Origin of the sequence: Micromonospora chokoriensis (assembly GCF_900091505.1) — a bacterium.
Classification (GTDB): Bacteria; Actinomycetota; Actinomycetes; order Mycobacteriales; family Micromonosporaceae; genus Micromonospora; species Micromonospora chokoriensis.
The window spans coordinates 5,771,260-5,795,589 of the sequence record NZ_LT607409.1 but is presented as its reverse complement, the minus strand read 5'-3'; the positions used below and the strand labels follow the sequence as shown (position 1 = coordinate 5,795,589).

22 protein-coding genes are annotated in these 24,330 nt (G+C 72.0%); 20 read left to right on the top strand and 2 right to left on the bottom strand.

The genetic code is table 11. The features are described 5' to 3' along the window. The first annotated feature begins 23 nt into the window (after nucleotides 1-23). From GA0070612_RS26245 to mltG, 4 genes are all read left to right on the top strand, one after another. Nucleotides 24-329, top strand: a complete 306-nt coding sequence (locus GA0070612_RS26245; RefSeq protein WP_088990338.1) for a hypothetical protein — start codon at nucleotides 24-26, stop codon at nucleotides 327-329. After that, on the top strand, nucleotides 326-3,004 hold the full coding sequence (gene alaS / locus GA0070612_RS26240) for an alanine--tRNA ligase (RefSeq protein WP_088990337.1): 2,679 nt from the start codon (nucleotides 326-328) through the stop codon (nucleotides 3,002-3,004). Before GA0070612_RS26245 ends, alaS begins: the two co-directional genes overlap by 4 nt. Before the next feature lie 72 nt (nucleotides 3,005-3,076). After that, nucleotides 3,077-3,535, top strand: a complete 459-nt coding sequence (gene ruvX, locus GA0070612_RS26235) for a Holliday junction resolvase RuvX (protein ID WP_088990336.1) — start codon at nucleotides 3,077-3,079, stop codon at nucleotides 3,533-3,535. Further along, entirely contained in the window at nucleotides 3,535-4,728 is a 1,194-nt protein-coding gene (gene mltG, locus GA0070612_RS26230; RefSeq protein ID WP_088990335.1) for an endolytic transglycosylase MltG, read from the top strand. The genes ruvX and mltG overlap by 1 nt, the downstream gene beginning before the upstream one ends. Before the next feature lie 100 nt (nucleotides 4,729-4,828). Here the strand turns inward: mltG and GA0070612_RS26225 are convergent, their stop codons facing one another. After that, complete coding sequence (locus tag GA0070612_RS26225) at nucleotides 4,829-5,260, bottom strand: peptidoglycan-binding domain-containing protein (protein WP_088990334.1); 432 nt, start codon at nucleotides 5,258-5,260, stop codon at nucleotides 4,829-4,831. 298 nt (nucleotides 5,261-5,558) lie between these two features. Here GA0070612_RS26225 and GA0070612_RS26220 point away from each other — a divergent pair, with 298 nt between their 5' ends. The 14 genes from GA0070612_RS26220 (at nucleotide 5,559) to GA0070612_RS26155 (ending at nucleotide 21,769) form a co-directional block, all read left to right on the top strand. Further along, nucleotides 5,559-6,374, top strand: a complete 816-nt coding sequence (locus GA0070612_RS26220; protein ID WP_408630587.1) for a shikimate dehydrogenase — start codon at nucleotides 5,559-5,561, stop codon at nucleotides 6,372-6,374. Between the two features lie 97 nt (nucleotides 6,375-6,471). Continuing rightward, nucleotides 6,472-8,178: a glycoside hydrolase gene (locus GA0070612_RS26215; protein WP_088990333.1), complete on the top strand. Its 1,707-nt coding sequence runs from the start codon at nucleotides 6,472-6,474 to the stop codon at nucleotides 8,176-8,178. Nucleotides 8,179-8,398: 220 nt separating this feature from the next. Continuing rightward, nucleotides 8,399-10,336 (top strand): hypothetical protein, encoded by a 1,938-nt coding sequence (locus GA0070612_RS26210; protein ID WP_088990332.1) that lies wholly within the window; start codon nucleotides 8,399-8,401, stop codon nucleotides 10,334-10,336. A 132-nt stretch (nucleotides 10,337-10,468) separates the two neighbouring features. Next, nucleotides 10,469-10,984, top strand: a complete 516-nt coding sequence (locus GA0070612_RS26205; protein ID WP_231924346.1) for a DapH/DapD/GlmU-related protein — start codon at nucleotides 10,469-10,471, stop codon at nucleotides 10,982-10,984. Beyond that, nucleotides 10,977-12,575, top strand: a complete 1,599-nt coding sequence (locus GA0070612_RS26200) for a P-loop NTPase family protein (protein WP_088990330.1) — start codon at nucleotides 10,977-10,979, stop codon at nucleotides 12,573-12,575. The genes GA0070612_RS26205 and GA0070612_RS26200 overlap by 8 nt, the downstream gene beginning before the upstream one ends. 2 nt (nucleotides 12,576-12,577) lie before the next feature. Further along, the gene (locus GA0070612_RS26195) at nucleotides 12,578-13,936 is read left to right on the top strand and encodes an O-antigen ligase family protein (RefSeq protein ID WP_088990329.1); all 1,359 of its coding nucleotides are present in this window, start codon (nucleotides 12,578-12,580) and stop codon (nucleotides 13,934-13,936) included. Next, complete coding sequence (locus GA0070612_RS26190) at nucleotides 13,933-15,525, top strand: lipopolysaccharide biosynthesis protein (protein WP_088991776.1); 1,593 nt, start codon at nucleotides 13,933-13,935, stop codon at nucleotides 15,523-15,525. The genes GA0070612_RS26195 and GA0070612_RS26190 overlap by 4 nt, the downstream gene beginning before the upstream one ends. An 8-nt stretch (nucleotides 15,526-15,533) precedes the next feature. Next, nucleotides 15,534-16,436, top strand: coding sequence for a sulfotransferase domain-containing protein (locus GA0070612_RS26185; RefSeq protein WP_088991775.1), 903 nt, complete (start codon nucleotides 15,534-15,536; stop codon nucleotides 16,434-16,436). Continuing rightward, nucleotides 16,433-17,695: a hypothetical protein gene (locus GA0070612_RS26180; RefSeq protein ID WP_088990328.1), complete on the top strand. Its 1,263-nt coding sequence runs from the start codon at nucleotides 16,433-16,435 to the stop codon at nucleotides 17,693-17,695. The genes GA0070612_RS26185 and GA0070612_RS26180 overlap by 4 nt, the downstream gene beginning before the upstream one ends. 214 nt (nucleotides 17,696-17,909) lie before the next feature. After that, nucleotides 17,910-18,389, top strand: coding sequence for a glycosyltransferase family 28 protein (locus GA0070612_RS26175; protein ID WP_088990327.1), 480 nt, complete (start codon nucleotides 17,910-17,912; stop codon nucleotides 18,387-18,389). Between the two features lie 65 nt (nucleotides 18,390-18,454). Next, nucleotides 18,455-19,069, top strand: coding sequence for a glycosyltransferase (locus GA0070612_RS26170; protein WP_408630586.1), 615 nt, complete (start codon nucleotides 18,455-18,457; stop codon nucleotides 19,067-19,069). After that, on the top strand, nucleotides 19,066-19,989 hold the full coding sequence (locus tag GA0070612_RS26165) for a glycosyltransferase family 2 protein (protein ID WP_088990325.1): 924 nt from the start codon (nucleotides 19,066-19,068) through the stop codon (nucleotides 19,987-19,989). The genes GA0070612_RS26170 and GA0070612_RS26165 overlap by 4 nt, the downstream gene beginning before the upstream one ends. A gap of 98 nt (nucleotides 19,990-20,087) precedes the next feature. Next, nucleotides 20,088-21,266 carry a chorismate synthase gene (gene aroC / locus GA0070612_RS26160; protein WP_088990324.1) on the top strand — a complete coding sequence of 393 codons (1,179 nt, stop codon included), beginning with the start codon at nucleotides 20,088-20,090 and terminating at the stop codon, nucleotides 21,264-21,266. Beyond that, complete coding sequence (locus GA0070612_RS26155) at nucleotides 21,266-21,769, top strand: shikimate kinase (RefSeq protein WP_088990323.1); 504 nt, start codon at nucleotides 21,266-21,268, stop codon at nucleotides 21,767-21,769. The genes aroC and GA0070612_RS26155 overlap by 1 nt, the downstream gene beginning before the upstream one ends. A gap of 116 nt (nucleotides 21,770-21,885) precedes the next feature. Here the strand turns inward: GA0070612_RS26155 and GA0070612_RS26150 are convergent, their stop codons facing one another. After that, nucleotides 21,886-22,614 (bottom strand): alpha/beta fold hydrolase, encoded by a 729-nt coding sequence (locus GA0070612_RS26150; RefSeq protein ID WP_088990322.1) that lies wholly within the window; start codon nucleotides 22,612-22,614, stop codon nucleotides 21,886-21,888. Nucleotides 22,615-22,805: 191 nt separating this feature from the next. Here GA0070612_RS26150 and aroB point away from each other — a divergent pair, with 191 nt between their 5' ends. After that, entirely contained in the window at nucleotides 22,806-23,885 is a 1,080-nt protein-coding gene (aroB, locus tag GA0070612_RS26145; protein ID WP_088990321.1) for a 3-dehydroquinate synthase, read from the top strand. Then, on the top strand, nucleotides 23,882-24,307 hold the full coding sequence (gene aroQ, locus GA0070612_RS26140; RefSeq protein WP_088990320.1) for a type II 3-dehydroquinate dehydratase: 426 nt from the start codon (nucleotides 23,882-23,884) through the stop codon (nucleotides 24,305-24,307). The genes aroB and aroQ overlap by 4 nt, the downstream gene beginning before the upstream one ends. Nucleotides 24,308-24,330 lie beyond the last annotated feature (23 nt).

Genomic DNA, 24,330 nt, shown 5'->3' with positions numbered 1-24,330 from the left:
GGCGCACCAGGAGGTAGCGGGACATGAGGCGCTTGTTCTGGCTCGGCATCGGGGTGGCCGTCGGTGTGATCGTGGTCCGCAAGGCGACCCGGACCGCGCAGGCGTACACACCGGCCGGCATCGCCAGCTCCCTGACGGAATCCGCTGGCGGCCTGGTCGAGTCGCTGCGTAACTTCGTGGAGGACGTCCGGGTCGGGATGGCCGAACGCGAGCAGGAGATCCACCAGGCGTTCGCCCAGGGCGAGGCGTTCGACGACAAATTCGCCGACCTGCGGGAAGACCCGCGGATCGGTGATCGAGACATCTTTCCGGAGGAACACCAGCGATGAAGACGGCGGAGATCAAGCGGCGGTATCTCGCCCATTTCGCGGCGAATGGACACACCGTGGTGCCGTCCGCTCCGCTGCCCGCCATCAGCGACCCGAACCTGCTGTTCATCAACGCCGGCATGGTGCAGTTCGTCCCATATTTCCTGGGTCAGCAGACTCCCCCGTACCAGCGGGCCGTCAGCGTGCAGAAGTGCATCCGTACGCCGGACATCGACGAGGTCGGCAAGACCAGCCGGCACGGCACGTTCTTCCAGATGAACGGCAACTTCTCCTTCGGTGACTACTTCAAGGACGGCGCGATCCCGTTCGCCTGGGACCTGATCACCAAGTCGCAGGCCGACGGTGGCTATGGTCTCGACCCGGAGCGGATCTGGCCGACGGTCTACCTCGACGACGACGAGGCGTTCGAGATCTGGCGGTCGGTGGGTGTGCCCGACGAGCGGATCGTCCGTCGCGGCAAGGCGGACAACTTCTGGTCGATGACGGTTCCGGGGCCGTGCGGCCCGTGCTCCGAGCTGTTCTACGACCGGGGCCCGGAGTACGGCCGTGAGGGCGGCCCGGCGGTCGACGAGGACCGCTACATGGAGTTCTGGAACCTCGTGTTCATGCAGTTCGAGCGGGGGCCGGGCACCGGCAAGGACGACTACCCGATCCTGGGTGACCTGCCGGCGAAGAACATCGACACCGGCATGGGCCTGGAGCGGATGGCGTCGATCCTGCAGGGTGTCGACAACCTCTATGAGATCGACGAGGTCCGGCCGATCCTGGAGCGGGCGGCGGAGCTGACCGGCAAGCGCTACGGCGCGCACTCGGGTCACGTGGCGAGTGAGTCGCACCCGGACGACGTGCGACTGCGGGTGATCGCGGACCACGTCCGGACGGCGTTGATGCTGATCGGCGACGGGGTGACCCCGAGCAACGAGGGGCGCGGGTACGTGCTGCGGCGGATCATGCGCCGGGCGATCCGGTCGATCCGGTTGCTGGGCTGGCAGGACCGGGCGCTGCCCGAGCTGCTGCCGGTGGCGCGCGACTGCATGGCGCCGTCGTACCCGGAGTTGGCGACCGACTTCGGCCGGATCGCGGACTACGCGTACGCGGAGGAGGAGGCGTTCCTGTCCACCCTGCGGGCGGGCACGACGATCCTGGACACCGCGATCGCGGAGACCCGCACGGCGGGTGGCAGCTCGCTGTCCGGGGCGAAGGCGTTCCAGTTGCACGACACGTACGGCTTCCCGATCGACCTGACCCTGGAGATCGCCGCGGAGCAGGGCCTCACCGTCGACGACGAGGGTTTCCGCCGGTTGATGGCGGACCAGCGCACCCGGGCGAAGGCGGACGCGCAGGCCCGCAAGACCGGCCACGTCGACCTGTCGGCGTACCGGTCGGTGCTCGACGCGGGCGGCCCGGTGACCTTCACCGGCTACAGCGAGGTGTCCCGCGAGTCGACGGTGCGGGCGTTGCTCGGCGCGGACGGCCCGCGCCAGGCGGCCACCGAGGGTGACACCATCGAGCTGGTCCTCGACACCACCCCGTTCTACGCCGAGGGCGGTGGCCAGCAGCCCGACCAGGGCATGATCACCGTCGGTGGTGGGCAGGTCGAGGTGCTCGACGTCCAGCAGCCGGTGCCCGGCCTGATCGTGCACCGCGCCCGCGTGATCCGGGGTGAGGTGCGGGCCGGTGAGGCCGGTTTCGCCGAGATCGACACGACTCGGCGTCGGGCGATCTCCCGGTCGCACACCGCCACCCACCTGGTGCACCAGACCATGCGGAACTTCCTGGGCGAGTCGGCCACGCAGGCGGGGTCGCTGAACGCGCCCGGCCGGCTCCGGTTCGACTTCAACACCCCGACCGGGGTGTCGCCGAGCGTCCTGCGGGATGTGGAGCAGCAGGTCAACGAGGTGCTGCTGGCCGACCTGGAGGTGCACGCCTTCATCACCTCGCTGGACGAGGCGCGGCGGATCGGCGCGATGGCGCTGTTCGGCGAGAAGTACGGCGAGGAGGTGCGGGTCGTCGAGGTGGGTGACTACGCCCGGGAGCTGTGCGGCGGCACGCACGTGGCCCGCTCGGCCCAGCTCGGCCTCGTGAAGATCCTCTCCGAGTCGTCGATCGGTTCCGGTGTCCGCCGGGTCGAGGCGCTGGTCGGCATGGACGCCTTCGGCTTCCTGGCCAAGGAGCACCTGCTGGTGTCCCGGCTGGCCGAGCTGTACCGGGTGCCCAACGACCAGGTCGCCGACCGCGTGGAGCAGACCGTCACGCAGCTGCGGGACGCGGAGAAGGAGCTGGAGAAGCTGCGCGCCCAGTTGGTGCTGGGCGGGGCGGCAGCGCTCGCGGCGCAGGCCAAGGACGTGCGCGGGGTCGCGTACGTGGGCACCGAGGCGCCCGAGGGTGCGGCTGGCAACGACGTGCGGACCCTGGCCCAGGAGATCCGCGGCAAGATCGACCCGGCGCGGCCGGCGGTGGTCGCGGTGGCGGCCCGGTCGAACGGCAAGGCGTCTCTGGTGGTGGCGGTCAACGCCGCCGCGCGCGGTCGCGGCCTGGCGGCGTCGGATCTGGTGAAGGCGGCGTTCTCCGGGCGCGGGGGCGGCAGCCCCGACCTCGCCCAGGGCGGCGGTCTGCCGGCGGGCGAGGCGCCGAACCTGCTGCTCACCGTCGAGAAGGCGATCACCGAGGCGTGATGGACGATCGCTGTGGGTCAGGGCGGGCCATGTGGCCCGCCCTGGTTCGTACCCAGCCGGTGGTGACCGTCGGTGGCTGAGTTGACGCGCGGTGTGCGACTGGGCGTCGACGTCGGTCAGGTGCGGGTGGGTGTCTCCCGCTCGGATCCGGACGGGATCCTGGCAACGCCGCTGGTCACGCTCGCTCGTGACCTCACCGCGGCGCCGGACGCGGTGCCGAGCGATGTCGCCGAGTTGGCCGCGTTGGTGGCCGAACATGAGGCCGTCGCTGTTGTCGTCGGTCTTCCGGTCAATCTCGCGGGTAAACACGGCCCGGCGGCCGTCCATGTGAAGGCGTACGCTGACCGACTGGTCGATGTGATAGCGCCCGTCCCGGTAACGCTCACTGACGAGAGGATGTCGACAGTGGTCGCTTCTCGTAGGCTTGCCGAGCGTGGCGTCCGAGGTAAGCGTCAACGTGCGGTTGTCGATCAGGCGGCCGCGGTGGAGATTCTGCAGAGCTGGCTGGACGCGCAGCGGAGGCGGACGTAATGATCGACGATCTGGACCTTGGGTTCGACGAGGCGGAGCGGGGGGAGAAGGGTCGGCACCGGCGCGGCTTCCGCAAGCGCAACGGCAAGTCCGGTGGCGGCCGGGGCAAGACATTCCTGGCGTTGTTGATGGCGCTGGTCCTGTTGGGCGGCATCGGCGGTGTCGCGTTCTACGGATTCGACCGGATCCAGAACTACTTCGTCACCCCCGACTACGACGGCGCCGGGTCGGGTGAGATCACCGTCGAGATCAAGAACGGGGCGCTGCTCGCCGACATGGCCGACGCCCTCGTCGCCGCCGACGTGGTGAAGAGCCAGAAGGCGTTCATCGAGGCGGCCGAGGCCAACTCGCGCAGCAAGAACATCCAGCCGGGCACGTACAAGCTGCGCAAGCAGATGAGCGGTGCGAACGCCGTGACCGCGATGCTCGACCTGAAGAACAAGATCGTCAACGGCCTCACCATCCCCGAGGGCCGTACCGCCAAGAACATCTACAAGCTGCTCTCCGACAAGACCAAGATCCCGGTCAAGGAGTTCGAGGCCGCCGCGAAGGACCCGGAGGCGCTCGGCGTTCCGGACTGGTGGTTCAAGCGTGATGACGGCAAGAAGATCGTCAAGTCCGTCGAGGGCTTCCTCTTCCCGGACACGTACGAGATCCCGCCGAAGGCCACCGCGGAGAGCATCCTCAAGCTGATGGTGGACAACTTCCTCTCGGTGACCGGTGAGATGAAGTTCGCCGACCGGGTGCAGAAGGAACGCAAGGTCAGCCCCTACGAGGCGTTGATCGTGGCGTCGCTGGCCCAGGCCGAGGCGGGCAACAAGGACGACCTCGGCAAGGTCGCCCGGGTGGCCTACAACAGGGCGTACGGCGAGTTCCCGTGCAACTGCCTGGAGATGGACGTCACCGTCAACTACTACCTGGAGTCGATCGGCAAGCCGACCAAGTCGTCCAAGCAGATGACGGCGGCCGAACTGGACGACCCGAAGAACCCGTACAACCGCAAGCTGCGCGGCATGATCCCCACCCCGATCAACAACCCGGGGAAGCAGGCCCTGGACGGGGCGATGGCCACGCCGACGGGCAAGTGGCTCTACTTCGTGGCGATCGACAAGGAGGGGCACTCCGAGTTCGCCGAGACGTACGAGCAGCATCAGCGTAACGAGGCGAAGGCCCGGGAGGCCGGCATCATCTGACCGGTCCGACAGCCGACGGTAAAGGCTCCCGTCCCCCGACCAGAAATGTGGTCGGTTCGGGGAAGGGAGCCTTTACCGTGACGCGGCTACGGCGCCATTGTCAGTGACTCGTGCCCGTCCAGGAACCGGTGCGCGGGTTCAGGAACGTCCACACGCCGTTGCTGTTCTGCTTGCGCAGGGCGAACGTGCGGTTGTAGCCGTAATAGAAGTAGCCGGTCTGGGTGCTGGTGTCGTAACCGGTGTTCCGGTTGACCGCTCCGTACGCCTCGCCCCAGGTCTGCGGGCCGACCGAACCGTCGACGCCGATGTTCATCACGTCCTGCCAGGTCCGGGTCTTGGCGGCGGTGTTGGAGCCGAACTCGCCGTCGATGAAGCTGGTGCCGACGCTGCCGCTGAGGTCGTCGGCCCAGATGATGGCCTGCCAGAGCCGAACGATGTTGCCGGCCCGCACGCAGGAGCTGGAATTGCACAGCTGGTGGTTGTCGGACCAGCTGCCCGCTGCCGGGTCGGCCTTGGCGGGCGCGCCGATCATCAGCGAAAGGCTGAAGACCGCAGCAATTGCGATAAGGGCACGCAGCATGCGTTTGTTCAAGGTTCCCCCCCATTTTCAGATCGGTCGTGCCATCGCCGGAATGCTGTCACTCACATCGATGACCGTCAAGGGATGGTTCGACCCCCGAGCGTCTCCCGAGACGGTCGTTCTCTGGTGGCCCGGCCTGCGCGCTGGGTACTGTCGATCCGAGTTTCCCGGGAGAGCGGAGAGTGATGCGGAACACGGCAGCAGGAGCCCTGGGCGGTGCGGGGTGATCGAGGCGACCCGCAGGGCCGCGGTGCTGGGCAAACCGATCGCGCACTCCCTCTCGCCGGTGATCCACACCGCCGGTTACGCCGCCGCCGGGCTGACCGGGTGGTCGTACACCCGGATCGAGTGCGCGGCGGCGGAGCTGCCGGATCTGGTCGCCGGCCTGGGCCCGGAGTGGGCCGGGTTGTCGGTGACGATGCCGGGCAAGGAGGCGGCGCTCGCCGTGGCCGCGCAGGCCTCGCCGGTCGCCGCCGCTGTCGGCGCGGCCAACACGTTGGTACACCGCCCGGACGGTTCCTGGTACGCCGACAACACCGACGTCGCCGGCATGGTGCGGGTGCTGACCACGGCCGGGGTGGGCGCGGGTGCCGCGGTGACGGTGCTCGGTGCGGGCGGGACGGCCCGCGCCGCGCTCGCCGCCGCCGAGCAGCTGGGCTGCCCCGAGGTGACGGTGGTCGCCCGCCGACCCGAGGCGGTCGACGAGTTGCGGCCGGTGGCCGACGTTCTGGGTGTCGTGCTGACCGCCGCCGGCTGGGCCGACGCGCAGCGCCATCTCTCCGCCGCGGACCTGGCGGTCTCCACGGTGCCGAAGGGGGTCGCCGACCCGTTGGCCGGCGCGGTGGCGTGGCGGCCGGGGACGGTGCTGTTCGACGCGGTCTACGACCCGTGGCCCACGCCGTTGGCCGCCTCCGCCGCTGCGGCCGGCCTGCGCCTGGTGTCCGGATTGGACCTTCTGCTGGCACAGGCGATCGGCCAGTTCGAGCAGTTCACCGGCGTGACCGCCCCGGTCGAGGCGATGCGCGGGGCGCTGGCGGAGGCGACGTCGGCCGACTTCCTTAGCTGATGGTTAAGACGCGCTTACGGAAAACTGTCCTTCCGACGACCTTGCCTGGTCATCGATACGCTGCTCACCGTTACGGACGCAGACACAGGGAGTTTCCTTGACCAGGCACGGATTGCACCGCATCACCCGGTTCCGCTCCGGGCCCCGGCGCAAGGCGATCGCCATCGGCGTCGTCGGCGGATCGGTGGTGGCCGGCCTCGTGGCCACCATGATGCCGCTGCTGGCCAACGACGATCTGTCGATCCGGGCGGTGGCGGACACCACCGCGACCACGGTGTCGCAGGACGGCGACAATTCCGCCAAGACGACCCTGGCCACCTGCGCGACGCGCTGCGACGGTAACCCGCGCGGTGGTCGCCAGGCGGTCGTCGAATTCGAGGTGACCACGGTGCCGGCCGCCGCGGTCAACGTCCGGGCGACGCTACGGATGCACGCCTGGCAGAAGTTCGCCGCGACGGTGACGGCGCACGCGTCGCCGCTGAGCGCCCGCGAGGCGCGGCCGACCCTCGGCGCGGCCGGTGACGTGCTGGACAGCGTGGGCAGCGTGTCCAAGGGCTTCAACGAGTGGGACGTCTCCAAGCTGGTCACCGGCAACGGGGTCTGGACGGTCTCGCTGGTCCAGTCCGGCCTGGAGAGTCGGGTCTACTGGGCATCGGTCGAGAACCGCAGCCCGGATCTCCGCCCGAGCCTGGTGATCAGCTACGACCTCGGGCCCCGGCCGTCGGCGTCGCCGACCACCCGGCCCGTACCGCCGCCGACGCCGAGCGCCTCGCCGACCACGGCCTCACCGAAGCCCTCGCCCACCGTCGAACCCAGCCGGACGGCCACCCCGAGCGCGAGCACCACTCTTCCCACCGGCAAGTGCGGATCCGTGTCGAACAAGCTCGTCCCGTCCTGCGGCGCCTGGTGGGGCATGTACTCGCCCGCCGGTTCGAGCGGCGGCTGGGACCACGGCAAGGCCGTCACCGACGTGGAGGCGCAGGTCGGCCGCAAGTTCGACATCGTGCACCGCTACCACGACTTCTCCAACACCGGCAGCAACGGCGCCTTCCCCGACGTCTACGAGCAGCAGCAGATGCGCGAGGGCCGGCTGATGTTCTTCGCCTGGGAGTCGCGCAACTTCTCCACCGGCACCACCCTGAAGTGGTCCGATGTCTACAGTGGACGGCAGGACGAGACCATCGACGCGGTCGCGGGCCGCATCCGCGCCGCCGGCGTGCCGGTCTTCATGGGCTTCGACCACGAGCCGGAGGACGAGCCGAACAAGGGCAGCGACGCCGACTTCGTCCGTGCCTGGCGCTACGTGCACGAACGGTTCGCCAGGGCCGGCGCGAGCAACGCGGTCTGGGTCTGGACGATGATGGGCTGGTCCGGCCACTACTCGCGCTACGCCGGCCTGTACCCCGGCGACCAGTACGTCGACTGGGTGGCCTACGACCCGTACAACTTCCACGTCTGTAACGGCAGCACGGTGTGGAAGAGCCCGAGCACGACGGTGGGCGGTTTCTACCGCTGGCTGGACGACAACGGCATCGGCGCCGGCAAGCCCCGGATGCTCGCCGAGTTCGGCACGAACTTCGACGCCGCCGACCCCGGCGCGAAGCAGCGCTGGTTCCAGGAGTTCCCGGCGGCGCTGAAGGCGCACCCGAAGATCAAGGCTGCCATCTACTTCAACTCGGCCGGCATGACCAGCCGGACGTCGACCTGCGACATGACGATGAACCACAACGCCGCGGCGGTGGCCGGCTTCGCGAAGGCCGGGCAGGACCCGTACCTGCGGCAACCCACCGGGGGGAGCCGCTGACGACCATGACGCGCTGACGGAACGCCGTTCGCCGGGGGTCGGTCACCCGACCCCTGGCGTTCTGTCGGCTAGCGGATTCATGCACCGCCCAATCGGCGGATTTTGTTTACCAGGCTGGACGAGGCACGCTACCTCGGGTTCTCATCCAATCTGGAGGCGCAGCGTGCCCAAACTTCCGCACTTGTGGCGTTTCGCAGGACGACGTCGTGCTCGGGCGGGGGTGGTCGCGTTGGCGATCGTCGCCGCGGTCCTGGGCGTCCCCACCACCTCGTCGGCTGCGGTCGTACCGGTCCCGGAGACGGCGACCCTGGTGTCGGCGAATCCCGCCGACGCGACTCCGCATGCCCGCGACGGCGAAACCCGTGCCTTCGCGCAGGTGGGCGACACGGTCTTCGTCGGGGGGAGCTTCACCCAGCTCCGGCAGACCGCAACCTCCCCGTGGGTCACCCAGCGCTACCTCTTCGCGTACGACCGGACCACCGGGACGATGTCCACCACCTTCCTGCCGGTGCTCGACGGTGCGGTCAACACGCTCGTCGCCGGCCCCGGCGGCACGCTGATCGTCGGCGGCGCCTTCAAGAACGTCAACGGCGTCTCGCGGAAGAACCTGGTCGCGCTCGACCCGTCGACCGGCGCGATCATCGACAGTTGGGTGGGGCGCTCCGACGGCGGCGCGATCCGCGACGTGACCCTGCACGGCAACTGGCTGTACGTGGCCGGTGCGTTCAACTGGCTCAACGGCACCGCGCACGTCGGTCTCGGTCGGCTCAACGCGACCACCGGCGCGATCGACCCGACCTTCGTCGTCGACGCGACCGTCGGGCGGCACGGCACCACGTCGTACGTCTGGACCATCGACGTCACGCCGGACGGCGACACGCTCGTCGTCGGCGGCAACTTCACCCTCGTCAACGGCCTGGCCCGCAACCAGATCGCGCTGGTCGACGTCTCCGCGACGCCCACGCTGATCGACTGGAGCAGCGAGAAGTTCGTCGCGCCGTGCGCGTCGCCGACGACCTTCGTGCACTACGTGCAGGACGTGAAGTTCGGCGGCGACGGCACGTGGTTCGTGGTCGGCACGAACGGCGGCGGCGGCTGGCCGTCCGCGTACTGCGACGCCCTGGTGCGCTTCGAGACCGCCGCGCGGGGCAGCGGCCAGGTCGCCACCTGGGTCGACTTCACCGGCAACGACACCATCACCTCGGTCGAGGTCGCGGACAACGTGATCTACCTGGGCGGGCACTTCCGGTGGCTCAACAACCCGAACGCCAGCGACAACGCGGGCACGGGCGCGATCGACCGGCTCGGCATCGCCGCCGTCACCCCCGCGACCGGCATGCCGGTGAACTGGAACCCGCGGCGTAGCGGCAGCGCCTCGATGCCCTCGGGCACCAGCAGTTGGGGCTCCTCGGTGCCGGTGCTCTGGCGCGGGTCGGACGGCCTCTACTTCGGGCACAACTCCGACGGCATGGGCGAGGAGTACCACGGCCGCCTCGGCATGTTCCCGCTCGCCGGGGGCCGTACCTTCACCCCGAAGAACCCGCCCGCCGCCACCACCGGCAACCTCTACCTGAACACCGCTCCGGGCACCCTCGCGAAGGTGCCGTTCGACGGTGCCGCGCTCGGCGAGCCGGTCACGGTCAGCCAGCCCGCGTACACGTCGGCCGGCGCGACCTGGCGGGTGGACGACCGGATCTACTGGTCGCACACGGTGGCCGGCACCCCGACCGGCAGCCGGATCGACGTGTCGCTGTTCAACGGCGCGGCGATCGGCTCGCCGTGGGAGGCGTCCGGCTACAACGACTGGTACAACCCGGCGTTGCTGACCGGCGCGTTCTTCCTCGACGGGCGGCTCTACTACACCCGTACCGGGGCCAACAACCTCTACTACCGCTACTTCGAGATCGACGGCAACTACCTCGGTGCCACCGAGTTCACCCTGCCGACGACGGGAGTGACCTGGTCCACGGTGCGTGGCATGGCGTGGGTGGGCGGCAAGATCGTCTACGGCGCCACCGACGGCGCCCTGCGGAGCGTGCCGTTCGACCCGACGGCCGCGCCGACCGCGGCGGTCAACGGTGCGGGGGCGACTGTCATCACCACGGCGACGCCCGAGTTGTCCTGGTCTACCCCATCGACATTCTTCTCCGTACAGTAATGGTCAACCGTTCGTAACCAAGCATCGGTAGATTGTTCACGTTGGGCCGGCGGCGGGTACACCACCGCCGCCGGCCCCGCGATATGGGGAGGGTCGTTGCTCGGCGCCGCTGGCATCCGTAAGAGACGCGCGGTGCGTCTGGTCTTCGCGGTCAAACGCGGCTGGTACCGGCTCCGCTATCGGCGGTTGACGCTCGGCCGGGACGTGGAGATCCGTGGTCGCATCCGGCTGCGCCGCGGTGTGCGGGTGACCATCGGTGACCGCACCCGATTGAACAAGCTCGTCCGCTTCGCGGGCCCCGGCGAGGTACGCGTCGGGGCCGATTGCCTGCTCAACGCCACCTGGGTCGGCACCTGGACGTCGGTGACAGTGGGCGACCGCTGCCTCCTGTCCGACTGCGAGCTGCTCGACAACGACTTCCACAACCTGCCGCCCGCGCAGCGGCACGACCCACCCGGCCCGGCCACCCGTGCGCCGATCGTCCTGGAGGACAACGTCTGGGTCGGCGCGCACGCGTTGGTGATGAAGGGCGTGCGGGTCGGTCGGGACAGCGTCGTGGGCGCGGCCACCGTGGTCCGCACGGACGTACCACCCGGTGTCGTGGTCGTCGGCAATCCTCAACAGACGGTGAAGAAGTTCCATGACTGATGCGACGCCCGGCCCCTGGTCCACGGACACCCCGTCCTCCGCGACCCCGGGCACCGTGACACTGACCGACCTGCTGCGGGTGCCGCTGCACCGAGTGCGGCTGGTGGCGGCGGTGGCGATGGTCGGCCTGCTCGCCGCGCTCGGCTACGTGCTGCTCGTGCCGGCGGCGATGAGCGCGAGCGCGGTGGTGGCGGTCCGGCCGGTGGTGACCGACGCGTTCACCCCCAGCGGCGCGGGCGCCGACCGTGCGGTCAACATGAACGTGGAGAGCGGCATCGCCACCGGCACCGAGGTGGTGCAGCGGCTCGCCAGCTCCGCCGGCGGTGACCCGCGCGACATCCGCAACGCGCTGGAGGTCGAGGTTCCCACCGGCGGGCAGATCCTCCGCTTCACCTACCAGACCGGTGACGCGCAGCGGGCGGTGCAGAGTGCCAACATGGCCGCCCAGGCCTACCTGGACGTCCGACGCACCATGTATGAGCAGCAGCGCGCCGAGATGCTGCGGTCCTACGACGCCAGCATCACCAAGGTCGTCACCCAGCAGGCCGCGCTCCAGAAGCGGGCGAGCAGCACCAAGGACACCGCCGCCGCCGACGCGCTGGTGGCCGAGCTGGCCGGGATCAACAACCAGCTCACCCAGCTCAACGCCGCCCGCACCGAGATCGCCGCGGTCGACGTCAACCCCGGTTGGGTCACCCAGACCGCGGAGAAGGCGCTGGTCACCTCCGCCGGGCACCGACCGCTCTACCTGGTCGCCGGCCTGCTCGGTGGCGCGTTGATCGGCATCGTGCTGGCGTACGCCTGGGAGTCCACCGACCGGCGGGTCCGCTCGGTCGCCGACGGCCGGGACGCCACCGGCCTGCCGCTGCTCGGCACGGTCCGCCGGCCGCCGCTGCGCGGCAGCCCACGGGCTGTCGACGCCGACATCCGGTACGTGGCGATGGCGGTCGCCGAGCGCGTTCGCCAACCTGCCCGGGTGGCGTTGGTGACCGCCCGGGAGGACGCCACGGCGCTGACCGCCGGGCTCGCGGTGGCGCTCGCCGCCGACGGTCGGGAGGTCTTCGTCGCCGACGACAACGGGCGCGTCGAGCGGCTGCGCACCACGGTGCTCGCCGACCGGGGGCGGCTGCCCGTCGACCCGTCGCGACCCCTGGTGCCCAAGCCCCGTCCGGCCGGCAGCACCTCGACCGCCGCCGGTGGCACCGACGGCACGGCCACCCGCCGGCCCTCCCCGCACCCGCCCGGCGCCCGCCCGTCCACCGACCCGGACGCCACCCTGACGTTGCCCCGGGTGGCCTCGGCCCGCCCGGAGAACGGTCGGGTCGCCGACCCGGACGAGGTGGCGGTGGGCGTGGGCAGCGTCCGGTTCGGCACCTGGCGGCAGGGCGCGGACCACGGCCTGGTGCTGTTCAACGCCCCACCGGCGGAGTCCGACGAGCGCGGCGTCGCGGTCGCCCGGCAGGGCAGTGCGGTGGTGGTCGTGGAACGGGACCGCACCCGGCAGAGCGACCTGCGTCGCCTGGTGGAGCGGCTGCGTGCCGCGGGCGTCACCCCGCTGGGTTTCGTGCTCACCCGCAACGGCCGGGCCTGAGCGTGTCGCTCACCCGCGCCCCGGCGACCGAGCCGCCGCCCGGGGGCGATCCGGCGGCCGTCGCGCCGTCGCCCCGGCCCGCCCCGCCCCGGCTGCCGCTGTGGCCGCTGTGGCTGATGTTCGGCCTGGTGCCGCTCTGGTGGCTGCTCGGCGGGTTCTACCTCGGGTGGCCCCTGCTGGGTGCGCTGCTGTTGGCGTTGCTGTTCACCCGGGGGCGGGTGCCGCTGCCCCCGGCGGTGGGCATCTGGCTGCTGTTCCTGGCCATCGTGCTGGTCAGCGCCACCCAGCTCACGTCGCCCGCCTCGCTGCTGACGTTCGCGCTGCGGCTGGCCTTCTACCTGACCGCGCTGGTGGTCGGCGTCTACGTCTACGCCGCCGCCCGGGAACGGGCCGGTCTGGTGGCGGTGCTCACCCCGCTCTGCGCGTTCTGGTTCGGGCTGGTGGCGCTGGGGTGGCTCGGGGTGCTGGTGCCCCGGTTCGCGATGACCACGCCGATGGAGGTGCTGCTGCCCGGCGGGGTGGCCGGCACCCCGTTCATCCAGGACATGGTGCACCTGACCACAGCGGAGTACAGCGCGCGTTCGCTGAACCCGATCTACCGCCCCGCCGCGCCGTTCGCGTACACCAACAACTACGGCAGCGCGTACGCCATGACCCTGCCCTGCGTGGTGGCGTACACGATGCTGCGCCGGCAGGGGGTGCTGCGCTGGGCGCTGCTGGCGTCGCTGCCGCTGTCGCTCGCGCCCGCGTTCCTGACCCTCAACCGGGCGATGTTCCTCAGCCTCGGCGCGGGGCTGGCGGTGCTCGGGGTGCGGGCCAGTCTGCGCGGCAACGTCCGGGTCGCCGCGTCCATCGTCGGTGTCGTGGTGATCGGCGCGTTGGCGACGCTGTTCATCCCGATCACCGACCTGATCAGCAAGCGGGTCGACTCCAGTGACACCAACACCGACCGGCTCTCGCTCTACACGGAGGTGATCCGTCGCGTGCAGGAGTCGCCGTGGTTGGGCTACGGCGCGCCGGTGAACGTCGACACGGTGTCGGCGGCCGCGCCGATCGGCACCCAGGGCCAGCTGTGGATGGTGCTGTTCAGTCACGGCGTACCCGCGCTCGTCTGTTTCCTGGCCTGGTTCGTCGCCGCCGCGGTGATCTGCGCCCGGGCGACCTCGGCGGCCGGTCAGTGGTTGGCGGTGGTGCCGGTGGTCTGCCTGGTGCAGATCCCGTTCTACGGCATGGCGAACCAGAACCTCGCCGTCGCGTTCTTCGCTGTCGCCTTCGCGATGGCGCTCAGCGAACGGGAACGCCTGATGAGGTGGGCCGAGCCGCGACCACCGGCCCGGCTGGACGCGGCGGTGCCCGCATGACCGCCGTCACCCGACCCCCGGCCGTCCCGGACGAGCCGGCCGCCGACGCGGGGGCGGCGGAGACCCGCCGCAGCGCGCGCAGCGGCGTCGCCGGGCTGCTCGGCGCGGCCACCAGCGGGCTGTTCGGGTTCGTGCTGGCCGTGGTCATCACCCGGGGGTACGGCACGACCGGCGCGGGCGCGTTCTTCGCCGCGATCGGAGTGGTCACCGTGGCCACCGCTGTCTGCACGCTCGGCGCGGAGACGGGTCTGATGTGGGCGCTGCCCCGCCGCCGTCTCGGCGCGGGTGGGGACGCCGCCCGGGTGCTCCCGGTGGCGCTGATCCCGCCGCTGCTGGCCGCGATCCTGGTCGCCGGCGCCGGTGTGCTGGTCGCCGACGCGCTCGCGCCCCGGCTGCTGCGCGGCTCGGGTGCGAGCGGCGACGCGCTGCTCACCGTCTCGTTCGCGGCGGTGCCGGTGGTGGTCGCGATGACCCTGCTGCTCGCCGCGCTGCGCTGCGTACGGCCCATCCGGGCGTACGTCGGGGTGCAGTTCCTCCTGCTGCCGATCGCCCGTCCGGTGCTGGTCGGGGCCGCCGCGCTGGTCGGCGCTGGCCTGCTCGCCGGCATGACCGGTTGGTTGGTGCCGGCGGGCCTGGCGCTGCTGGTCTGCCTCATCCTGGTCGCCGGTCCGCTCGGGCTGGGCCGGGGTGCGACGCTCACACCGGTCCGCTCCGACTGGTCGACGTTCTGGCGCTTCGCGTTGCCCCGGGCCGCGTCGGCGGCCATCGACGCGGGCAGCATGTGGGTGGGTGTGCTGCTCACCTCGGTGCTGGCGGGGCCGGCGGACGCCGGCGTGTTCGGTGCGGTCGGCCGGTACGTGCTGGCCGGTCAACTGGCCATGCAGGGGCTGCGGGTGGCGGTGTCGCCGCAGCTGTCCCGGTTGCTCGGTCGCGGCGAGCGGTCGGCGGCGGCGGCGGTGCACCGGCAGTTGACCAGCTGGGGGCTGGTGCTGTCCTGGCCGGTGTACCTGCTGCTCGCGGTGTTCGCGTCGGCCTTCCTGCACCTGTTCGGGCCGGAGTTCACCGCGGGTGTCCCGGCGATGACCGTGCTCGCGCTGGCGATGCTCGTCAACACCGGGGTGGGCAACGTGCAGAGCCTGCTGTTGATGGGTGGGCGCAGCGGGCTGCACCTGGTGGCGACAGTGGCCGGGTTGACGGTGACCGTCTCGCTGGGCCTGTGGCTGATTCCCCGCTACGGGGCCACGGGCGCGGCGGTCGCCTGGGCCGCCGGCATCGCCACCGAGAACCTCACCGCGGCCGGCTTCGCCCGGTCGGTGGTCCGGGAGTCGCTGTTCGACGCCGCGATGGTGCGGGCCGCCGCGGCCACCGGCGCCGGTGTGGGGCTGGCCTGCGCCGTCGGCGTGGTGGCGGGCGGGCGTGGCCTGCCCGGCCTGGCGGTGGCACTGGCGGTGCTGCTGGCCGGCTGCGTCGGCATGTTGACGTTGCCCCGGGTGCGCGCCGGCATCCGGGGGACCATGAGGCAGATCCGTGGAGGGGGGCAGGCGGCTGCGGCCGCCGACCCCGCCCCGGCATCGACGAGAGGCAGGTGAGGTCCGTCGTGGCGTCCATCCGTGACCGGGTGAAGCAACTGGTGCCGACCCAGGTGACCACCCGGGTGAAGGAGTCGCTTGTCGACTACGGGGTACGCACCAGTGATCGCCGGCCGCTGCCGGATTTCCTGATCATCGGCACCAAGCGGGGTGGCACCACCTCGCTGTGGAACTACCTCATCCAGCACCCGTTGGTGCCCCGCCTGTTCCCCGCGTGGAACACCAAGTCGGCGCACTACTTCGAGGAGCACTGGGGTCGCGGCGAGGCGTGGTACCGCTCGCACTTCCCCACCGAGCGGCAGCGGGACGCCCTGGCCAAACGGCACGGCGGGCCGGTCCGGGTCGGTGAGGCCGCCCCGTTGTACATGTTCCATCCGCTCGCCGCGCAGCGGGTCTCCGCGCTGATGCCGACGGTGAAGCTGATCGTGCTGCTGCGGGACCCGGTGGAGCGGGCGTACTCGCACTGGAAGGAACGCCGCACCCACGGCATCGAGCCGCTGGACTTCGCCGCCGCGCTGGCCGCCGAGCCGGAGCGTACGGCGGGGGAGCGGGAGCGGTTGATCGCCGAGCCGGAGTCGTTCAGCGAGGCGTACGACTGGTACACGTACCGGGCCCGGGGGCGCTACCTGGAGCACCTGGAGCCGTGGTTGGAGCGCTTCGACGCCGATCAGATCCTCTTCCTGCCCAGCGAGGACCTCTACCGCGACTCCCGCGCGACCTACCGGCGCACCCTCGACTTCCTCGGGCTTCCGGCGTACGACCTGCCCAACTTCAAGGTCTACAACGACCGGCGTTCGGCGCCGCTGGAGCCGGCGGTGCGTGCCGAGTTGACCGACTACTACCGGCCGTACAACGACGCGTTGCGGGAGCGGCTCGGGTTGGACCTCGACTGGGCGGACCGGGCGGCGTGACGACGCGGGTGGGCCCGGACGCCGACCCGCGCACCCGGGTGGACGGTCTGGGCTGGGTGAGCCGTGCGGTGTTCCCGGACGACCGGGTCGGTTTGACCGTGGGCGGCGCGCCGCCGGTCGGGCACCGGGAGGTGGCCCGGTACGCGGTGGTGCCGTCGGTGGCCCGGGCCCGGTTCCTGGTGCCGTTGGGCGCGCCCCGGGCCGGGGCGGCGTCGCTGTTGGCGTACAACGCGCTGCGTCCGCCGAAGGTGCGCGCGGTGCGGGCGGTGCTGGGTGGGCTGGCCCGGTTCGGCGGGGTGGGGCTCGCGTCGTTTCCGACGCTGACCGTCTCGGTGCCCGCCGGGGTGTCGGCGGCGGAGGTGCTGCTGACCGAGCGGCTGGCCGCCGACCTGGGTGGCCGGCCGCTGCTGGCCGCGTGCGGGGTGCGGCCGCCCGACCCGAACGGCAAGCCGACCCTGCAACTGTTCACCGCCGACGGCCGTCCGCGCGGCTACGCGAAGATCGGCTGGAACGACGCGACCCGGGCGCTGGTCAGCGCGGAGGCGGCGGCCCTGCGAGCACTGGGCGGTGTCGCCGACGTGGCGGACCACCCGACGCCGCCGAGGCTGCTCAGCGAGACGGCGTGGGCGGGCCAGGTGGTCGCGGTGATCGAGCCGTTGCCACCGGCGGTACGCGGTGTGCCGGTGGACGACCCGCCGCGGATCGCGGCGTTGCTCGCGGTCGCCCGGCGGGGCGGCCCGGCGGGTACGCCCCGACCGTTGGCGGGGTCCACCTTCCTGGCCCGGTTGGCCGAGCTGGCCGCTCGGGCCGCCGCGGTCGAGTCGGCCGGTGCGCGGGCGGTCGCGGCGGTCTCCGCGTTGGCCCACCGGCATGGCGACACCGGTGTGGAGTTCGGCCACTGGCATGGTGACTGGGTGCCGTGGAATCTGGGTCGGCACGCCGGCCGGTTGGTCGCCTGGGACTGGGAACACAGCGCCCCGGACGTCCCGGTCGGCTTCGATCTGGCGCACGACGCGTTCCAGCGGGCGTTGGTGCTGCGGGGGGAGTCGGCCGATGCGGCGGCGTCGGCCGTCGACGGGCACCTGGGCCGGCACGGCGAGCGGCTCGGCCTGGACGTCGCGCAGCGGCGGCTGGTCGCCGACGCGTACCTGGTGGAGATGTGGTTGCGCACCTGGCGGCTGGCCGACGCGGGGGCGGGCTGGAACGCCGCGCTGCATCCCGCACTCTTGGACGTCATCGAGAAACGACATAGCGGCTGATCCGGGGGAATCGCGGCGTCGGGGGCGCGTCGCAGAGTGACGACAAAATCGCAGGTGGTGATGACGATCGATGGACTTCGGACGATCGGTGCGCCCGACGACCCGAAGTGGAGATCGACGTCTCGTCCGGTCGCGCTATTCAACGACCGGACGACGTGTGATCTGCTCTTGCCTGGCGTGAACTGAAATTCCAAGCGAACTTGTGGGGAGTCGCGTGGACACGAAGAACGACGACGGTACGGCCCCGGTGCTGCTGCTGGTGGGATCCAGCGGCGGCCACCTGGCCCAACTTCTGGCCCTGCGGCCCTGGTACGAACAGTGGCGGCGCTGCTGGGTCACCTTCGACACCCCGGAGGCACTGTCCCTGCTCGACGGTGAGGACCTGGTGCCGGCGCACCACCCGACCACCCGTAACGTGCCGAACCTGCTGCGCAACGCGCTGCTGGCCTGGCGGGTGCTGCGGGCGCGGCGGGTCGCCGCGGTGGTCACCACGGGCGCCGGGGTGGCGGTCCCGTTCGTGGTGCTGGCCCGGTTGTGGCGCATCCCGACCGTCTACATCGAGGTGTACGACCGGATCGACACCCCGACCCTGACCGCCCGCCTCTGCCGCCCGTTCCTGTCCGCGATGCTCGTGCAGTGGGACGAGCAGCGCCGGCAGTACCCCGAGGCGACAGTCGTGGGGACACTGCTGTGACCGGCGAGACGGGCACCGCCCGGCGTCCGCAGCCACAGCCACAGCCGACCGTCGACGCGGCCCGCCTGCCGCGCCAACGAGACAGCACGTCGACCTCGCAGGTCCGGGTGTTGGTCGCGGTCGGCACCGACAAGCACCCCTTCGACCGGCTCGTCGACTGGCTGGCACAGTGGCACGCGCAGGTCACCGACCCGGTCGGGTTGACCGTGCAGCACGGGCACACCGCGGTGCCGCCGCTGCCCGGCGCGGTGCCGTTCCTCGGTCACGACGCGCTCCAGCAGGCGATGGCCGACGCCGACCTGGTGGTCTGCCACGGCGGGCCGGCGACCATCCTGGAGGCCCGCCGACACGGCCACCTGCCCATCGTGGTCCCCCGCAACCCGGCGCGTGGTGAGCACGTCGACGACCACCAGCTCCTGTTCGCCCGCCGTCTCGGCGCCGCCGGGCTGGTGGCGCTCTGCGAGACCCGGGAGGCGCTGCACGACGCGTTGAGCACCGGGCTGGCCGACCCGACCCGCTACGCGGTGACCACCGACCCGGAGGCGCACGAGGCGCGACGGGCGGCGGTGGCCCGGGTCGGGCGGATCGTCGACGACCTGGTTGCCGGCTCGACCCCGCGCCGGTCCCGGTGGCGGATCCGATCCCGCCCGCGTCCGGGCACGAAGGAGACCTCCCGATGACCCCGCAGCCGAGCGTCAGCGTCGTGGTGCCCACCCGGGACCGTCCCGAGCTGCTGCGGGCGGCGGTGCGCGCGATCCTGGGCCAGGAGTACCCGGGCCAGGTCGAGGTCGTGGTGGTGTTCGACCAGTCCACGCCGGACGAGTCGCTGAGCGGGCTGGGGGACGGCCCGGATCGGGCGGTGCGGGTGATCCGCAACGTCCGTACCCCGGGGTTGGCCGGTGCGCGCAACAGCGGCACCCTCGCGGCGCGGGGCGAGCTGGTCGCGTTCTGCGACGACGACGACGAGTGGCTGCCCGGCAAGCTGGCTGCCCAGGTCGACGCCCTGGCCGCCGACCCGGGGGCCGAGTTCGTCTGCTGCGGCATCCGGGTCAGCTACGACGGCAGCACCGTCGACCGGGTGCTCGACAAGGAGCGGATCACCCTGGACGACCTGCTGCGCGACCGGATGACGGAGCTGCACCCGTCGACCTTCCTGATCCGCGCCACCGCGCTGCGCGACGGGTTCGGGCTGGTCGACGAGGAGATCCCGGGCAGCTACGCGGAGGACTACGAGTTCCTGCTCCGGGCCGCGCGCAGCGCACCGTTGATCAACCTGCGGACGCCGTCGGTGCTGGTCCGCTGGCACAAGCGGTCGTACTTCGCGCAGCGCTGGGACACCATCTCCGAGGCCCTGCAGTGGCTGCTGCGGCGCTACCCGGAGTTCGCCACCCAACCGGCCGGCGCGGCCCGCGTCGCCGGGCAGATCGCGTTCGCCCAGGCCGCCTCCGGTGACCGGCGGGGCGCGCTGCGCTGGGCGCGTCGCACCCTGCGGAGCAATCCCCGGGAACCGCGCGCCTACCTGGCTCTCGCCGTCGCCGGTCGGGTGGTCCGGGCCGACGCGGTACTGCGCACCCTGCACAAGCGCGGCCGGGGGATCTGAGCTGCCGCCGCCCGGCCCGACCGGGCGGCGGCGTCCGCAGGGCGGGACGCGCCGGGCGGCACGGCGGGGCGGCGACCGGGCGTGACAGACTGAGCACCGTGTTGCGTTGGCTGACTGCAGGTGAATCGCACGGTCCCGCCCTCGTCGCGATGCTGGAGGGGGTGCCGGCCGGCATCGAGGTGACCACCTCCGTGATCGCCGACGAGCTGGCCCGCCGGCGGCTGGGCTATGGCCGGGGCGCCCGGATGTCGTTCGAGCGGGACGAGGTCGAGCTGCTCGGCGGCCTGCGCCACGGCGTCACGCTGGGCAGCCCGGTGGCCATCCGGGTCGGCAACTCCGAGTGGCCGAAGTGGCAGACCGTGATGGCGGCCGACCCGGTCGACCCCGACGAGCTGGCCCGGCAGGCCCGCAACGCACCGTTGACCCGTCCGCGGCCGGGCCACGCGGACCTGGCTGGCATGCAGAAGTACGGCCACACCGACGCCCGGCCGATCCTGGAGCGCGCCAGCGCCCGGGAGACCGCCGCCCGGGTCGCCGTCGGCGCGGTCGCCAAGGCACTGATCCGTCAGGCGCTCGGCATCGAGATCGTCTCGCACGTCGTCGAGCTGGGCCCGGTGGCCGCGAAGCCCGGTCTGCGGCCGGTCCCGGCCGACGCCGCCCGCATCGACGCCGACCCGCTGCGCTGCCTCGACCCGGAGGCCAGCGCCCTGATGGTCGCCGAGGTCGACGCCGCGAAGAAGGCCGCCGACACCCTCGGCGGCGTGGTCGAGGTCTTGGCGTACGGGGTGCCGCCGGGGTTGGGCAGCCACGTGCAGTGGGACCGCAAGCTCGACGCCCGACTGGCCACCGCGCTGATGTCGATCCAGGCGATCAAGGGTGTGGAGATCGGCGACGGCTGGCAGCAGGCCCGGTCCCGTGGCTCGGAGGCGCACGACGAGATCATTCCGTCCGCCACCGGCGTCCGCCGGGTCACCGACCGGGCGGGTGGCCTGGAGGGTGGCATCACCACCGGCGAGCCGTTGCGGGTCCGCGCGGCCATGAAGCCGATCTCCTCGCTGAACCGGGCCCTCTCCACTGTGGACGTCACCACCGGCGAGCCGGCCACCGCGATCAACCAGCGCTCCGACGTCTGTGCGGTGCCGGCCGCGGCGGTCGTCGCCGAGGCGATGGTGGCGCTGGTGCTCGCCGAGGCGGCCACCGAGAAGTTCGGCGGCGACTCGATCGCCGAGATCCGCCGCAACCTGGCCGGCTACCTCGACGCGCTGGTCATCCGCTGATGGCGCCGGTCGTCGTGCTGGTCGGCGCGCCCGGCTGCGGCAAGACCACCGTCGGGCGGGCGCTAGCCGACACCCTCTCGGTGGAGTTCCGCGACACCGACGTCGACATCGAGCAGATGGCCGGCAAGCCGATCCCGGAGATCTTCATCGACGAGGGTGAGGCTCACTTCCGTACCCTGGAGCGGGCCGCGGTGGCCGCGGCGCTGGCCGGCGGCACGGGCGTGCTCGCCCTCGGTGGCGGCGCGGTCCTGGCCGAGGAGACCCGGGCCGCCCTGGTCGGGCACCGGGTGGTGCACCTCTCGGTCGAGTTGCCCGACGCGGTGAAGCGGGTCGGGCTCGGCGCGGGCCGCCCGCTGCTGGCGATCAACCCGCGGGCGACCCTCAAGCACCTTCTGGACCAGCGTCGGCCGCTCTACGCCGAGGTCGCCACCGACACGGTGGTGACCGACGGCCGGACCCCGGCGGCGGTCGTCGCCGAGGTCGCCGCGCTGCTGCCCCGCTGACGCCGCCCCGCCTCAACCCCGTCGATCATGGAGTTGTGGTGGGGACGAACTGCCCGTGGCCCCGCAAACCCGGCACCACAAGTCCATGATCGACGTGGGGTGAGTCGGGCGGCGCCTCAGCTGCGGGTGATCAGGTCGAGGACGTCGGCCAGGGCCTTCGGCTCGCTGAGCATCGGCCAGTGCCCGGTGGGCAGTTCGTGCAGCTGACCGTCGGCCAGGCCGGTGAAGAACGGGTGTCCCTCGTCGATCATCTGCCGGACCACGGCGAGCGGGAAGGTGCTGGCGACCAGCGCGGTCGGCACCGGACGACCGCCGGTGCGGCGGACCGGATCGGTGGCCGCGCGCAGCGGCTGCGGGGTGGCCCGGGCGCGCAGCAGAGCCAGCGTGGGCTCGTCCAGACCGGCCAGGTTGGTCGGGTCGGCGGTCGGATCCCAGGCCGGCGGCGGCAGCAGATCACCGTCGCCGATCGCGACCCGGAGCCGTTCCTGCTCCTCGGGCGGCACCGTGTCGAACTGCGCGGTGCCGTCCGGCAGTGGTCCGCTCTCCACGTAGACCACCCGGGCGATCCGGTCCGGGATGCGGTCGGCCGCCTGCGCGACCGGCATGCCGCCCCCGGAGTGCCCGACCAGCAGCACGTCGCGCAGATCCTCGACCTCGATCAGCCGGACGATGTCCGCGGTGTGCGTCTCCAGGCCGACCTCCGGCCCGGCGAGGTGGTTGCGCTCGGCCAACCCGGTGAGGGTCATCGGGTACACCTCGTGCCCCTGCGCCCGCAACGTCGCGGTCACCTCCCGCCACGCCCAGGCACCCAACCAGAACCCCGGGACCAGCACGAACGTCGCCATCTGTCGCTCCTTCTCTCGGTTACCGACCGACCGTACGATCGATTGCGGACAGAATCCGCCCGCTTTGCGGGAGTGGCCCGTGTCACATCCCGCTGGTCGGGTGCTGGCACTTCTCCAGGTGGAGTGGGCCGCCCGGCCAGCAGGTGGACAGACGCCGTCGCCGCGCCGCTCGCTGGACTAGGCTGCCGGCGATGGACGAGGTGACCCGGATTCCGGTCGGCGGCGAGCGGCCGTACGACGTGTTGGTGGGGCGTGACCTGCTGGGCGCGCTGCCCGGTCTGCTGCCCGGGGCGAGTCGGGCGGCGGTGCTGCACGCGCCCCCGCTCAAGGCGCTCGCGGACGCGGTCGGCGAGCGGCTGCGCGCCGCCGGCGTCGAGCCGCTGCCGATCGAGGTGCCCGACGCCGAGTCGGGCAAGCAGATCGACGTCGCCGCGGCCTGTTGGGACCGGCTCGGGGAGGCCGGGTTCACCCGCACCGACGCGGTGGTCGGGGTGGGTGGCGGCGCGGTGACCGACCTGGCCGGTTTCGTCGCGGCCTGCTGGTTGCGTGGGGTGCGCTGGGTTCCGGTGGCGACCTCGCTGCTGGGCATGGTCGACGCCGCCGTCGGCGGCAAGACGGGCATCAACACGGCCGCCGGCAAGAACCTGGTGGGCTCGTTCCACCCGCCGGTCGGGGTGCTCGCCGACCTGGCCACCCTGGACAGCCTGCCCGCCGTCGACGTCGCGGCCGGGCTCGCCGAGGTGGTCAAGTGCGGCTTCATCGCCGACCCGGCGATCCTCGACCTGGTCGAGCGCGACCCGGCGGCGGCCACCGACGTGCGCGGGCCCGCGACGCGGGAGCTGATCGAGCGGGCGATCCGGGTCAAGGCCGACGTGGTCGCCGGTGACCTGCGCGAGTCGGGCGTGCGGGAGGTGCTCAACTACGGTCACACCCTGGCCCACGCGATCGAGCAGAACGAGGGCTACCGGTGGCGGCACGGCCACGCCGTCGCGGTCGGCCTGGTGTACGCCGCAGCGCTGGCCCGGCTCGCCGGCCGGCTGGACGCCCCGACCGCCGAGCGGCACCGGGTCACCCTTACCGCGCTCGGTCTGCCGGTGAGCTACCCGGCCGACGCGTGGCCGCGGCTGCTGGCGACCATGCGGGTGGACAAGAAGGCCCGAGGCAACAAGCTGCGGTTCGTGGTGCTCGACGGGCTGGCCCGCCCGGCGATGGTGGAGGGCCCGGACGACGCACTGCTGGAGGCCGCCTACCAGGAGGTCTCCCACCCGTGAAGGTCTACGTCCTGAACGGGCCGAACCTGGGCCGGCTGGGCACCCGCGAGCCCGAGGTGTACGGCGCGACCACCTACGCCGACCTGGTCGCGCTCTGCGAGGCCACGGGTCGGGAGCTGGGGCTGGACGTGACGGTTCGGCAGACCGACGCCGAGCACGAGCTGCTCGGTTGGCTGCACACCGCCGCCGACGAGGGCGCCGCCGTGGTGCTCAACCCGGCCGCCTGGTCGCACTACTCGTATGCCGTGCGGGACGCCTGCGCCATGCTGCGGGGGCCGTTGGTGGAGGTGCACCTCTCCAACATCCACGCCCGGGAGGAGTTCCGGCACCACTCGGTGGTGTCCGCGGTGGCGACCGGGGTGATCTGCGGCCTCGGCATCGACGGCTATCGTCTCGCCCTGCACCACCTGACCACCCGCTGACGGGCCGCCGGAAGCGGGGAACG

Excerpts from the sequence above, each read along its gene's own strand:
- GA0070612_RS26245 (WP_088990338.1), top strand. The coding sequence starts at position 24 with ATGAGGCGCTTGTTCTGGCTCGGCATCGGGGTGGCCGTCGGTGTGATC.
- alaS (WP_088990337.1), top strand. The coding sequence starts at position 326 with ATGAAGACGGCGGAGATCAAGCGGCGGTATCTCGCCCATTTCGCGGCG.
- mltG (WP_088990335.1), top strand. The coding sequence starts at position 3,535 with ATGATCGACGATCTGGACCTTGGGTTCGACGAGGCGGAGCGGGGGGAG.
- GA0070612_RS26225 (WP_088990334.1), bottom strand. The coding sequence starts at position 5,260 with ATGATCGGCGCGCCCGCCAAGGCCGACCCGGCAGCGGGCAGCTGGTCC.
- GA0070612_RS26200 (WP_088990330.1), top strand. The coding sequence starts at position 10,977 with ATGACTGATGCGACGCCCGGCCCCTGGTCCACGGACACCCCGTCCTCC.
- GA0070612_RS26190 (WP_088991776.1), top strand. The coding sequence starts at position 13,933 with ATGACCGCCGTCACCCGACCCCCGGCCGTCCCGGACGAGCCGGCCGCC.
- GA0070612_RS26165 (WP_088990325.1), top strand. The coding sequence starts at position 19,066 with ATGACCCCGCAGCCGAGCGTCAGCGTCGTGGTGCCCACCCGGGACCGT.
- GA0070612_RS26155 (WP_088990323.1), top strand. The coding sequence starts at position 21,266 with ATGGCGCCGGTCGTCGTGCTGGTCGGCGCGCCCGGCTGCGGCAAGACC.
- GA0070612_RS26150 (WP_088990322.1), bottom strand. The coding sequence starts at position 22,614 with ATGGCGACGTTCGTGCTGGTCCCGGGGTTCTGGTTGGGTGCCTGGGCG.
- aroB (WP_088990321.1), top strand. The coding sequence starts at position 22,806 with ATGGACGAGGTGACCCGGATTCCGGTCGGCGGCGAGCGGCCGTACGAC.